Source organism: Zunongwangia sp. HRR-M8, from assembly GCF_027594405.1.
Lineage (GTDB): Bacteria > Bacteroidota > Bacteroidia > Flavobacteriales > Flavobacteriaceae > Zunongwangia.
The window spans coordinates 3,181,294-3,194,876 of the sequence record NZ_CP115161.1 but is presented as its reverse complement, the minus strand read 5'-3'; the positions used below and the strand labels follow the sequence as shown (position 1 = coordinate 3,194,876).

Below are 13,583 nucleotides of genomic sequence, written 5' to 3'. Positions count from 1 at the left end.
AGGGTTTAGTAGTGATCGCGAACAGTTTTTAGAATTTTTTCCATTGCTTTTGTAAGTTGCGAATAAGGAACAATGTAATTACTATTCATAAAACTAAAATATAAAGTCTTTCCGCTTCTGGTAATTAATAATCCGCTTAAGGAATGATTATTTCTCAGCGATCCAGATTTAGCGTAAATATAAGGTTTGTTGGCCTTATAGCTATTTTTAAGGGTGCCTGACTCTCCACCTACAGGTAAGAGCAATTTGAATTTTTTATCACCTATTTCAGCAGTAATTTTACTAATAAGAGCTACAATACTTCTTGGAGTAAATAAGTTATATCGGGTAAGACCAGAGCCGTCGTGCCAATTTACTTTATCCGGCAGGTCATTCAGTAAACTTTTTTGTGCATAATTTATGGCAATAGAAGTTTTAAGGGTGTCAGACAATTTATCTGCGGAAAGTAATAAAAGCTGCTCGGCTATAAAATTGTCACTTTTCTGAAGCATTTTTTTATAAAGACTATCAGCCTTATTGCTATAAATTATTTTGTCTAATTGGAGATTTTCAGGGAGCTTCTTTAATATCATCACCTCTTTTCTAATGGTGTCGCTCAAAAGTTTTGCTGAGGTGATTTCTGAAGTTATAAAAGGAACATTCTGAGTTGATTTTTTCGATCTTTTATATTTTTCAAACTGAAATTTGTTGCTTTTCTCGTTGCGATAGATGTTTTTTCCTAATTCTTTATTTTTTTCAGAATAAACAGAATCGACGAAAATATCAGGATGAATATTAGGCGAATTTTGGCCCTCTTTAAATTCAAACTCAACGGTATTTCCGTAGATAGGGAAAGCATTTCTCTCGGCTGAGTAGCTACCGTTAAAATCGTCCCATGCCCAACCCGGGCCAAAATGTTCTTCCTTAAAATTGGATTTCAGGAGGAACAATTTTTTATCAGTTTTCGCAAAAAATCGAAGTATATTTTCATTGCTTAAGTTATCGTAGAATAAACTTGGGTCGCCAGTTCCTTTAAAGATTAGACTGTCGCCATACATAGCGCATTTTGCAGCCGGTATGGAATCACCAAGTATTTTTAAAGCCGTGTAAAATGTAAAGAGTTTGGTGTTAGAAGCCGGGGTGAAATATTTGTCCTCATTTTTATTGAAAATTGTCTCTTTAGTCTCTGGGTTATAAATTACAAGACCGGTGAAGCCTTGTTTGAACTCCGGAGAGCTTTCAAATATGGCTTCTAAATTTTTGGTTACTTTTTTAGAAGAAGCGCAACTTGTAATTGCTATAGTTATCAGGAAAAGTATGAAAAGGCTAGTATTTTTCAAGTTAGATAAATTTGTCCTGAAAGTAAGAAAGTTTTTTGATAGATCACTTTTGCAGCAAATAATATTTGATTCCCTATCTTTGCAAGCTATGATTACAGAAGAAACACAGGAGCTGGTAGACAGAGGGATAATGCTTCCGTTAATGGAAGAATTTTATACCATACAAGGTGAAGGATTTCATAAGGGAACAGCTGCTTATTTTATTAGGATTGGTGGTTGTGATGTTGGTTGCCATTGGTGTGATGTAAAAGAAAGCTGGGATGCAGGTTTGCATCCACCAACACATGTAGGGGAAATTGTAGAAAAAGCTACTAAATTTAGTAAGACAATCGTTATTACAGGAGGAGAGCCGTTAACTTGGGATATGACGACTTTAACTTCTACTCTTAAGAAGCAAGATTGCCAGATTCATATTGAAACTTCAGGGGCTTATCCGCTTACAGGAATTTGGGATTGGATTTGTCTTTCACCAAAAAAGATAAAATTGCCTGAGCCTGAAATTTATCCTTTAGTTCACGAGCTTAAAGTAATTATTTTTAATAAGCATGATTTTAAGTTTGCTGAAGAGCAGGCAGCCCAAGTAGGTGAGAATTGCATATTATATTTGCAACCAGAATGGAGTAATCGCGATAAGGTTATCCCAATGATTGTAGAATATGTAATGAAAAATCCAAAATGGAAGGTGTCTTTACAAACTCATAAATATTTGAATATACCGTAATAAAAAAAGCCTCCAATTGGAGGCTTTTTTTATTTCAAACTTGTTGTTGTTTACTTGGCAACCTTCATTGGAACTTTTACATAACTCTTATCCCATCCAATTAATAGGTTTGCACCTTTGGTATCTTCGTCTTTCTCAAAACTTATGGATAGCGCATCTACAGAATTTTGCATTTGTCTTACTGGGACATTGATTCTTGCAAGGTCCATCTCAGAACTGTATTCGTAAGCTCCCCAGGTTAAGGTTTTTTTATTCAGAATAATAGTCCATTCTTTTTCCTCAGGTATAGAGTACAGTGTGTAGGTTCCTGCATCTATTTTAGCACCTGCTATCATTACATCCTTGTAAAAGGTAACCTCGGTAGCTTCATTTGCTCCCGTTCTCCAAACTTCACCGTATGGGACAAGTTTTCCAAAAACCTCTCTATCTCTTCGTTGTGGCCTGCTGTATATTACTCTTGCAATTGGCTCATTATTGTCGTTACGGTATAAAGCTATATCCATAGGACTAACATCCATTTTTGCAAAGTTGGGGCCTTGCGATTGTGCAGAAAGAGTTGCTGTACCGCTAAGGCCTATAGCTAAAACGGCCATCATCATTAATTTCTTCATAATTCTTTTGTCAATTTTGTTTTAAGTAAATATAATAGGTACCTATAATTAGGCTGTTTATATGTTGTTAAAATTTTTATAAGTTACATTTTTAAAATGATTTAAGAATAATATCGAAAATTGATTGAAATAAAATTTGAATTCAGTAAAATCGATTTTAATATGTAATACAACTGATCTTTAAAGTTTAATAATTGTAAGTTATAATTCATATTTGTTTTCAAAATAGATACCTCTAAAGATTTTACAATAAACGTGTGGTTTGTTATGCCCGTGATGCAAGAGAATTTCTCGTGTTGTCATGGGCTTTTTTTGCACAAATTGTTGATAACTTAAAAGGTTTAGAGTCAGGTATTGGCTATAAAGAAATTAACGTTTTGTTATATTTGTTCGTTATTCAAATAGAGACGAATTTAATAAGCAAAATATGAGCGAAGAAGCCAAGGTAAAAAAGTATTCGGCTGATAGTATACAGGCGCTTGAAGGTATGGAGCATGTGCGCATGCGACCTTCAATGTATATAGGAGATACCGGTGTGAGAGGTTTGCATCATTTGGTTTACGAAGTAGTTGACAACTCTATTGATGAGGCGTTAGCAGGGCATTGTGACTCTATAAAAGTTGATATTAACGAAGATAATTCTATTACCGTAGAAGATAACGGTCGTGGTATTCCTATAGATCTGCATAAGAAAGAAGGTGTTTCGGCATTAGAGGTTGTAATGACCAAGATTGGTGCAGGGGGTAAGTTTGATAAAGATTCTTATAAAGTCTCCGGAGGTCTTCATGGTGTAGGTGTAAGTTGTGTTAATGCATTATCTACACATTTAAAAGCAACAGTTTATAGGGATGGACAGATTTGGGAGCAGGAATATGAGTTGGGTAAACCAGTTTATCCTGTAAAACCCGTTGGTGAAACAGAGCTTAGTGGTACTTTGGTGACTTTTAAACCAGATCCTTCTATCTTTCAGCAGACTTTAGAATACAGCTACGAAACGCTTGCAAAACGTATGCGGGAACTTGCGTATTTAAATAAAGGAATTAAAATCGTTCTTACTGATAAAAGAGAAAAAGATGAGAATGGAGAATTTCTTGGAGAAGTTTTTCATTCTGAAGAAGGTTTAAAGGAATTTATACGTTTTCTTGATGGTACCAGGGATCCTATTATTGCCGATGTGGTAAGTATGGAAGGGGAGAAGAACGGTATTCCTGTAGAGGTTGCTATGGTGTATAACGATACATTTAACGAAAATCTTCACTCTTACGTAAATAATATTAATACCCACGAAGGAGGAACGCATCTTTCTGGTTTCAGAAGAGGTTTAACAACTACTTTGAAGAAATACGCAGATGCTTCAGGTTTGCTTGAAAAGGTTAAATTTGAAGTTACTGGGGATGATTTCCGTGAAGGGCTTACTGCAATTATATCGGTAAAAGTTGCCGAACCTCAATTTGAAGGGCAAACTAAGACTAAGCTTGGGAATAGGGAGGTGACTTCCGCAGTTTCACAAGCAGTTTCAGAAATGCTTGAGAATTATTTGGAGGAAAATCCAAATGATGCTAAAACAATCGTTCAAAAAGTTATTCTTGCTGCTCAGGCACGTAACGCTGCCAAGAAAGCCCGTGAAATGGTGCAGCGTAAAACAGCTATGAGTATTGGCGGTTTACCTGGGAAATTATCAGATTGCTCTGAGGTAGATCCAACGCAATGTGAAGTTTTTCTTGTAGAGGGAGACTCGGCAGGTGGAACTGCGAAACAAGGGCGTGATCGAAATTTTCAGGCAATTTTGCCACTTAGAGGTAAAATTTTGAACGTAGAGAAAGCAATGTCTCACCGTGTGTTTGATAATGAAGAGATTAAAAATATCTACACGGCTCTGGGAGTTACCATAGGAACAGAGGAGGATACTAAGGCACTTAACCTTTCTAAATTACGTTATCATAAGATTGTGATTATGTGTGATGCCGATGTGGATGGTAGCCATATCGAAACACTTATTCTTACTTTCTTCTTTAGATATATGAAAGAGCTTATAGAGCAAGGACACATATATATTGCTACGCCGCCACTATATTTAGTGAAAAAAGGTCAGAAAAAGCGATATGCTTGGAATGAAGAAGAGCGTGATGCGATTGCCGAAAGTTATAGCGGAGGGGTGCAAATCCAACGATATAAAGGTCTTGGGGAGATGAATGCAGAGCAACTTTGGGATACTACAATGGATCCTCAGCATAGAAAGCTAAGACAGGTGACTATAGATAATACCGGAGAAGCAGATCGTATTTTTTCTATGTTAATGGGAGACGAAGTTCCACCACGAAGAGAATTTATAGAGAAGAATGCTAAATATGCAAATATTGATGCATAGTATAAAGAGGTATGATTTTAATAAGCCCGGGAGAAATCCCGGGCTTATTACTTTTATATAATATGAGCATTTTTTTTGAATGCTAAAATATTAAAATTCGTTTTTTTAAGTAGATGTAGTTTGTCGAGATATAGTCTTAAGCTATTTAACCTGTCTTTATTAGTATTCCAATATCATAATTTGTATTTTTGGGATAGATATTAACCGATAAATTCACAAAATGAAAGTTACAGTAGTAGGAGCTGGTTCTGTAGGTGCTAGCTGCGCTGAATATGTTGCCATAAAAAACTTCGCTTCAGAAGTTGTATTATTAGATATTAAAGAAGGATATGCTGAAGGTAAGGCAATGGACCTTATGCAAACTGCTTCTTTAAACAGTTTTGATACTAAAATAACAGGAAGTACCAACGATTATTCTAAAACCGCCGGGAGTGATGTAGCTGTTATTACCAGTGGTATTCCTAGAAAACCGGGGATGACTCGTGAGGAGCTTATTGGTATTAATGCAGGTATTGTTAAAGAAGTATCAAGCAATCTTATTAAGCATTCTCCAAATGTGACGCTAATAGTTGTTAGTAATCCAATGGATACAATGACTTATTTGGTGCATAAAACTACAGGCCTTCCTAAAAATAAAATTATTGGAATGGGCGGTGCTTTAGATAGCGCACGTTTTAAATATAGATTGGCTGAAGCTTTAGAAGCTCCAATTTCAGATGTAGACGGGATGGTAATTGGTGGTCACAGTGATACCGGAATGGTGCCACTTACAAGATTAGCAACACGTAACAGTATTCCAGTAACTGCATTTCTTTCAGATGATCGTTTAACTCAGGTTGCTGAAGATACCAAAGTTGGTGGTGCTACGCTAACTAAATTATTAGGAACTAGTGCATGGTACGCTCCAGGTGCTGCGGTTTCTGCTTTAGTACAGGCTATTGCTTGCGATCAAAAGAAAATTTTCCCATGTTCAGCTTACCTTGAAGGAGAATACGGACTGGAAGATATCGCAATTGGTGTTCCTGCAGTAATCGGTAAAGACGGTTTAGAAAAAATCGTTGAAATCGAATTAAACGATGCAGAAAAAACAAAAATAAAAGAAAGTGCAGAAGGTGTGAAAAAAACAAATGGATTATTAGAACTATAGTTTTATCCCCTTTAAATACAGCTAAAAAGCCACATTTTATGTGGCTTTTTTTTATGTTTAAAAGTTAAAATTTTCAAAAAGAAATTATTGGGATTTCAGTATTGAAACGCTATATTTGTCCGTTTTTAAAAAACAGCTATATAATTATAATTTGAAGAATAATGCAGAATAAAGGACTTATTAAAGTTTTTGCAATTTTATTTGGTTTAGTATGTATCTACCAATTATCATTTACATACTTAACTAATAGTGTTGAAAGTGAAGCAGAAGAATTTGCTGCACGAAAAATTGACGAGAGCAGAGAGAATTATTCAGATTTAAGAGATCAGGCAGAACAAGATTATCTAGATTCCATTGGGAATAATGAAATCATTGCCGGGATAACTTATAATGCTGCTAAGGATAAAGAATTAAACAAAGGTTTAGATCTTAAAGGAGGAATTAATGTTATTCTTCAAATCTCTGTTGAAGATATTATTAGAGGTTTAGCAAATGATTCTGACGATCCTGCTTTTAATAAAGCACTTGTCGAAGCTAGAGAAGCTTCTGTAACTAGTCAGGATGATTATATTGATATTTTCTTCGAAAAATTTGATGCTATTCCTGATGCTCAATTAGCTTCTCCAGATATTTTTGCTAATAAGACTTTAAGTGACGACGTTACTTACGATATGTCTAACGATGAGGTTAAGCCGATCGTAAGACAAAAAGTAGATGAGTCTATTACTTCAGCTTTTGAAGTATTGCGTAAGCGTATCGATAAATTTGGTGTTACTCAACCAAACATTCAACGTTTAGGGAATTCAGGAAGAATTTTAGTAGAACTTCCAGGAGCTAAAGATGTAAACCGAATTCAGAATTTATTGCAAAGTACTGCTCAGTTAGAGTTCTGGCACGTATTTAAAAATAACGAATTTGGTCCTTTCCTTACTCAAGCGAATCAAGTTTTAAAAGGTATTGTTTCAGAAGAAGAGGAAGCAGCTAATGTTACTGATTCAACTTCTCAGGAAAATAGTGATATAGATGATTTATTAGCAGATGCTGAAGATAGTACTGCTGTACAATCTAATAATCCATTATTCGATTTAATTATTGGGCCAGGAGCACAGGGAGGTCCTGTATTAGCATACTTTAATGTACAGGATACAGCTAAAGTAAACACTTACTTAAGTATGCCTCAAGTAAGAAATCTTCTTCCTGCTGAGCAACGTTATGCGAGATTTGTTTGGGGTGTTGCAGACGATGATACTAACGCGACAGGCTTATATGCGTTAAAATCAAATAGAGATAACCAACCGCCGTTAAGTGGTAGTGTAATTACAGATGCACAGCAAACCTACGATCAGGTTGGTCGTGTAGCAGTTTCTATGCAAATGGATGGAACTGGAGCGAAGATCTGGGAAGAAATGACAGGTTATGCTTCAAACAACCAAACACAAATCGCTATTGTTTTAGATGATATAGTATATTCTGCACCGGGAGTTTCTACCGGAGCAATTTCTGGAGGACGAAGTGAAATCACCGGAGATTTTGGTATTGAAGAAGGAAAAGATTTAGCGAATGTTCTTAGAGCTGGTAAACTACCTGCTTCTGCAGATATTATTCAAAGTGAAATTGTTGGGCCATCTTTAGGTCAGGAAGCTATTGATAGTGGTATGCTTTCTTTCGCAATTGCTTTGGTATTAGTATTAGTTTGGATGATTTTCTATTACGGAAAAGCTGGAGTTTTTGCTGATATCGCCCTTATCGTAAACATCTTGTTTATTTTCGGAATATTAGCTGGATTAGGTGCTGTTCTTACATTGCCTGGTATTGCTGGTATTGTTCTTACAATAGGTATGTCGGTTGATGCCAACGTGCTGATCTTTGAACGTATCAAAGAAGAATTAGCGAAAGGAAAATCTCAAGCGGAATCTATTAAAGATGGATTTAGTAATGCATTATCTTCAATCTTAGATGCAAACATTACAACTGGTCTTACAGGATTTATATTATTGATTTTAGGTACCGGTCCAATTAAAGGATTTGCTACAACTTTATTAATTGGTATTGCAACATCATTATTTACGGCAATATTCATTACTCGTTTGTTTATTGATGGTTACGGCAAGAATGGTAAATCATTAGAATTTGCTACCGGAATTACTAAAAACTTATTTAAAGGAATGAATAGTGACTTCTTAGGGAAAAGGAAGATTGCTTATATCATTTCAGGAATATTAATTGTAATAAGTCTTGGATCATTACTTACACAAGGTTTAAATTATGGAGTAGATTTTGTTGGAGGTCGTACATATACAGTAAGGTTCGATCAAGATGTGAGTCCTACTGAAGTGCAAAATGTGCTAGTTGAAAAATTTGGTAATGCAGAAGCAAAAACTTTTGGACCAAATAATCAATTGAAGATAACAACAAATTACAAAGTTGAAAATGAAGGTACTGAAGTAGACCTGGAAATTCAAGAAGGTCTTTTTGAAAGTCTTAAACCATATTTGCCAGCTGATACTACTGAGGAGGAATTTATCAATGGTTCTTCAGATAAAACAGTTGGTATTATGGAATCTATGAAAGTAGGTCCTACAATCGCCGATGATATTAAGACGGCTTCTTTCTGGGCTGTTCTAGGTTCGTTAATAGTAGTATTCCTTTATATTCTATTAAGGTTTAGAAAATGGCAATTTAGTTTAGGAGCTGTTGCAGCGGTTTTCCATGATGTTTTGATCGTTCTTGGTGTATTCTCATTGTTATACAAGTTTATGCCTTTCAGCATGGAAATCAATCAGGCCTTTATCGCGGCAATTTTAACTGTAATTGGTTATTCGCTGAACGATACCGTGGTTGTTTTCGATAGAATTAGAGAATTTGTGAACGAGCATAATACTTGGAAGCTTGGTAAAACGGTAAATGCAGCTTTAAACAGTACATTAAGCCGTACATTAAATACCTCTTTAACAACATTAGTAGTATTGCTTGCAATATTTATTTTTGGAGGAGAAAGTATTAGAGGATTTATGTTTGCACTTATCGTTGGTGTTGTAGTTGGTACATATTCTTCATTATTTATAGCTACACCGGTAATGTTTGATAGTGTAAAAAAGAAATCTTCTATACAAGATAAGAAAGAAGTAGAAGAAGAGACCGTGGCTTAAGCAGATAAGTTTCTTTTGTAAGAATAAAAAAAATCCCCACATCTGTGGGGATTTTTTTTGTTATTGAAATCAATATCGATAGTCTTCTGGTGTTAAGACGTGTCTCTAATAATCCGAATATTTAGTTAGATAATTCTGAATTGTTTTTAATCTGAAGTGAGGACAAGCAATCAAATCAAGAATCCGATTTCTAGAAGTTTATTTTATAATAGATGGAGGTAATTATCCTTTAATGAATTCTGCGTTTTTAAATCAATAGAGAACTTTTGGAGGGATGCAAATATGGCTTCTTTTGATGGTTCAGAAATTTAAAGAAGTACTGTTTTATTTCAAATTAAGGAGTAAATAGAAGTATTCTTAATCTTGCTGAACGCTAAATCTATCCCCTTTATTGAGATCCCATCTTTCAGAAGATCCTGCGTTTATTTCAAGGATAAACTGAGCTGGTTCTTGGGATGGTAGAGAAGTTTCATCTAAAGGTTTTGCGTCTTTCTGGAAGCTTACTATAGTGCTGTCTGAATTAAAGAAAACCAAATCCAATGGAATATAGGTGTTTTTCATATAAAAGCTTCTAGGAGCAGCGCTGGGGTAGATAAAAAGCATCCCATGGTTCTCCTTCAAGGATTCTCTATACATTAAACCTGTAGCTCTAGTATAATCATCGTTTGCTATTTCTATATCTAGCGTCTTTAGCGTATCACCTGAAGTCTTTATTAGATATAATTCTGCATCTTTTCGAAATTCAATTTCTTCGGTTTCTACTGTCTTTCCTTCATCATTTTTACAGGATGTAAAAATAATTGCGAAACCTATAATGCTTATATTAAAGAATTTTTTAATCACAATTAAATGCTTTCAGGTTTGTTTTGCGGGCGATACATAAAATATAAACCAGCGATAATAAATGGGATACTAAGCCATTGTCCTGTATTTAAAAGCCATGTGGCTCTTTCTTCTACTTGTGGTTCTTTAACGAATTCTACAAAAAATCTAACTGTCCAAAGTAAGACTAAGAAAAGTCCGAAAATATAACCAATCTTAAATCTTTTATTGGTCTTCCAATAAAGAAAATACAATAAAAGAAAGACAAGTAAATAACAAAAACTTTCATAAAGCTGTGCGGGATGGCGCGGAAATGTTTCTCCTAAGTTCTGGAAGATTATGCCGTAATCGCTGTTAGTTGGTTTACCGATGATTTCAGAATTCATGAAATTCCCGATTCTAACAAATATACCGCCACATGCAACAGGGATAACTATTCTGTCTAGAATCCACAATACCGGCTTATTTAATACTCTTTTGCGGTATAAATACATCGCTGTAATGATTCCTATTGCGGCACCATGGCTTGCCAATCCTCTAAAGCCAGTAAATTGAAATTCAGGTTCAAATTTTACCGGTAAGAAAATTTCTAGAAGGTGATGCTGAAAATAATCCCAATCATAAAATAAAACATGCCCAAGTCTCGCGCCTATTAATGTAGCAAGTACAGTATAGATAAATAGAGAGTCTAATTTCTCTATTTCTATGCCCTCTCTGGTGTATATCGCCTTCATAATATACCAGCCTAAACCAAAGGCAATAAGAAACATTAAGCTGTAGTAGTGTATAGTGAGAATTCCTAAATCTATCCCTTCAGAAGGGCTCCATCTAATTGCGTTGACGAGCATTATTCTTATTTATCGAATTAGCTGTAAATATACATATTTGATAAAACTTCGCCTATAAAAAGCAGTTTAATCAATAATCTGAAAGGTTTTCAAATCAAGGAACAGGATCGTAGCCGCTACCTCCCCAAGGGTTACAACTTATGATACGTTTTATTGCTAGCCATCCTCCTTTAAATAAACCATGTTTTTTTAAAGCCTCTATAGTATAGGTAGAGCATGTAGGAGAATACCTGCAGGTTGCAGGAGTTAAAGGAGAAATAAAATTTTGGTAGCATTTAACCAAAATAATAAATGGATAAATAAGCAATTTTCTAAGCATAGTTATCCATTTATTATTTCGGTTTTACTGAATAGAAAATGTAGTACCGTCTTTTCCATCTTTTAGCTGAATCCCAAGTTCCTGTAATTCATCGCGAATTTTATCGCTTGTTGCAAAATCTCTGTTATTTCTTGCTTCAGCTCTTAGTTTGATAAGTAATTCAACGGTTCCTGAAAGCTTATCAGAATCGTCATCTAAATTTGTGTCACCATCACGTAATCCTAGAATGTTAAACAAGAAGTCGTGTAAGGCTTGCTTAAGTTCTAATTTATCTTCAGAAGAAATTTTTAAGGTTTCCTCTTTGATGGCGTTGATAGATTTTACAGCATCAAATAATCTGGCAATTAAAATTGGGCTGTTAAAATCATCGTTCATGGCATCATAACAGGACTGCTTCCATTCTGATAAATTGAAAGTGCTTTCTTTAGCTTCCGGAAGTTCATCTATAGAAGCATAGGCATCCATTAATCTATTAAAGCCTTTTTCACTGGCGCTCAAAGCTTCTTTTGAAAAATCCAGAATACTTCTGTAATGTGCTTGAAGCATAAAAAACCTAGCAACATTAGGAGAAAAGGCTTTGCCAATTACTTCATTTTGGCCGCTAAAAAGCTCTTCAGGAAGAATGTTGTTTCCTGTGCTTTTAGCCATTTTTTTACCGTTTAAAGTAAGCATGTTAGCGTGCATCCAGTAATTTACCGGGTCTTTACCGCATGCAGCTTCTCCTTGGGCGATTTCACACTCGTGATGCGGGAATTTAAGATCCATTCCGCCACCATGAATATCAAATTTTTCTCCAAGATATTTGGTGCTCATTACAGTACACTCTAAATGCCATCCAGGAAAACCATCGCTCCAAGGCGAAGGCCATCTCATGATATGTTGTGGTTCTGCTTTTTTCCAAAGTGCAAAATCCTGCGGACTTTTTTTATCACTCTGTGCAGCAAGTTCACGTGTGTTGGCAATCATATCTTCAATTGCTCTACCACTTAATTTGCCGTAATGTTTCTCTTCATTATATTTTAAAACATCAAAGTAAACCGATCCATTTGCTTCGTAAGCATAGCCATTATCGATAATGGTTTTAATAATCTCGATCTGCTCCACGATGTGGCCCGTAGCAGTTGGTTCTATGCTTGGAGGTAAATTGTTGAATTTTTCAAGAATATTATGGAAATCTACGGTATATTTCTGTACCACTTCCATAGGTTCTATTTGCTCTAATCTTGCTTTTTTAGCGATACGATCTTCACCAGTTTCGGCATCATTTTCTAAATGACCAGCATCGGTAATGTTACGAACATATCTAACTTTATATCCTAAATGTTTTAGATATCTAAAAACCAGATCAAAAGATATAAAAGTACGGCAATTCCCAAGGTGAACATTGCTATAGACGGTAGGCCCGCATACATACATGCCTACGTGACTATCGTTTATGGGGTTAAATACTTCTTTTTCTCCAGAAATTGTGTTGTAAATTCGTAATTGTTGATCTTCGAAAAGCGCCATATTAAAGCGTTGTTTAAAAAAAGCAAATTAATTAAAATGTAGTATCTAGCTTAATGTAATCAAGAAATTCTCTACGAACTTCTTTTTTCTTAAAAGCTCCGCCAAATTCACTGGTAACGGTACTACTTTCAATATCTCTAATTCCTCTGCTGTTTACACAAAGGTGTTTTGCATCTATAACACAAGCAACATCATCTGTTTCCAAAACCTTTTGTAGTTCTTGTACGATCTGCATTGTTAAACGTTCTTGTACCTGTGGTCTTTTAGCAAAATAATCTACAATTCGATTCATTTTGGATAGTCCTACTACAGTTCCGTTAGAAATATAAGCAACATGGGCTTTACCTACGATTGGTAGAAGGTGGTGTTCGCAGGTTGAGTAAACGGTGATGTTTTTCTCAACAAGCATTTCTCCGTATTTGTATTTGTTATCGAAGACAGAGGCTTTAGGTTTTCTTTTTGGATCCAATCCAGAAAAAATCTCATTCACAAACATCTTCGCTACTCGTTGTGGAGTTCCTTTAAGGCTGTCGTCACTAAGATCTAATCCCAAAGTGTACATTATATGCTCTACATCTTCTCTTATTAGTGCAATTTTATCGGTGTCACTAACTTCAAAAGCATCTTTTCTTATTGGAGTATCTGCACTACTTCCGGCGTGTGCATCACCCATTTCTTCAATTTCATTCAAAACTTTGTCTATTTTCATGCCGTTTTACGCTATGAGTCGTAAAGTATTCATTTAGCTTGCAAAGATACACATTTAATAG

At 35.3% G+C, this 13,583-nt stretch carries 11 protein-coding genes; 4 read left to right on the top strand and 7 right to left on the bottom strand.

Translation table 11 applies throughout. From position 1 onward, the window contains the following. Positions 1-5: 5 nt before the first annotated feature. The gene (locus PBT89_RS13840; RefSeq protein WP_270062398.1) at positions 6-1,319 is read right to left on the bottom strand and encodes a D-alanyl-D-alanine carboxypeptidase/D-alanyl-D-alanine-endopeptidase; all 1,314 of its coding nucleotides are present in this window, start codon (positions 1,317-1,319) and stop codon (positions 6-8) included. An 88-nt stretch (positions 1,320-1,407) separates the two neighbouring features. Between PBT89_RS13840 and PBT89_RS13835 the strand changes: the two genes are divergently transcribed. Continuing rightward, positions 1,408-2,040: a 7-carboxy-7-deazaguanine synthase QueE gene (locus PBT89_RS13835; protein ID WP_270062397.1), complete on the top strand. Its 633-nt coding sequence runs from the start codon at positions 1,408-1,410 to the stop codon at positions 2,038-2,040. A 50-nt stretch (positions 2,041-2,090) separates the two neighbouring features. Here PBT89_RS13835 and PBT89_RS13830 read toward each other — a convergent pair whose 3' ends face one another. Then, entirely contained in the window at positions 2,091-2,651 is a 561-nt protein-coding gene (locus PBT89_RS13830; protein WP_270060318.1) for a DUF2911 domain-containing protein, read from the bottom strand. 427 nt (positions 2,652-3,078) lie between these two features. On the opposite strand from PBT89_RS13830, the gene gyrB reads away from it, so the two are divergent. From gyrB to secDF, 3 genes are all read left to right on the top strand, one after another. Further along, positions 3,079-5,019: a DNA topoisomerase (ATP-hydrolyzing) subunit B gene (gene gyrB / locus PBT89_RS13825; protein ID WP_270060319.1), complete on the top strand. Its 1,941-nt coding sequence runs from the start codon at positions 3,079-3,081 to the stop codon at positions 5,017-5,019. A 220-nt stretch (positions 5,020-5,239) separates the two neighbouring features. Then, positions 5,240-6,166, top strand: coding sequence for a malate dehydrogenase (gene mdh / locus PBT89_RS13820; protein WP_270060320.1), 927 nt, complete (start codon positions 5,240-5,242; stop codon positions 6,164-6,166). A 161-nt stretch (positions 6,167-6,327) separates the two neighbouring features. Continuing rightward, positions 6,328-9,315 carry a protein translocase subunit SecDF gene (gene secDF / locus PBT89_RS13815; RefSeq protein ID WP_270062396.1) on the top strand — a complete coding sequence of 996 codons (2,988 nt, stop codon included), beginning with the start codon at positions 6,328-6,330 and terminating at the stop codon, positions 9,313-9,315. Positions 9,316-9,672: 357 nt separating this feature from the next. Here the strand turns inward: secDF and PBT89_RS13810 are convergent, their stop codons facing one another. The 5 genes from PBT89_RS13810 to folE form a co-directional block, all read right to left on the bottom strand. Then, positions 9,673-10,158 (bottom strand): DUF192 domain-containing protein, encoded by a 486-nt coding sequence (locus PBT89_RS13810; protein WP_333474136.1) that lies wholly within the window; start codon positions 10,156-10,158, stop codon positions 9,673-9,675. A 2-nt stretch (positions 10,159-10,160) separates the two neighbouring features. After that, positions 10,161-10,985: a prolipoprotein diacylglyceryl transferase gene (gene lgt / locus PBT89_RS13805; protein WP_270060322.1), complete on the bottom strand. Its 825-nt coding sequence runs from the start codon at positions 10,983-10,985 to the stop codon at positions 10,161-10,163. Between the two features lie 94 nt (positions 10,986-11,079). Beyond that, a complete protein-coding gene (gene yidD / locus PBT89_RS13800) occupies positions 11,080-11,304 on the bottom strand; it encodes a membrane protein insertion efficiency factor YidD (RefSeq protein ID WP_270062395.1) in 225 nt (74 codons plus the stop codon). A 24-nt stretch (positions 11,305-11,328) separates the two neighbouring features. After that, complete coding sequence (gene cysS / locus PBT89_RS13795) at positions 11,329-12,813, bottom strand: cysteine--tRNA ligase (RefSeq protein WP_270062394.1); 1,485 nt, start codon at positions 12,811-12,813, stop codon at positions 11,329-11,331. Between the two features lie 31 nt (positions 12,814-12,844). Next, the gene (gene folE / locus PBT89_RS13790) at positions 12,845-13,522 is read right to left on the bottom strand and encodes a GTP cyclohydrolase I FolE (protein ID WP_270062393.1); all 678 of its coding nucleotides are present in this window, start codon (positions 13,520-13,522) and stop codon (positions 12,845-12,847) included. Positions 13,523-13,583 lie beyond the last annotated feature (61 nt).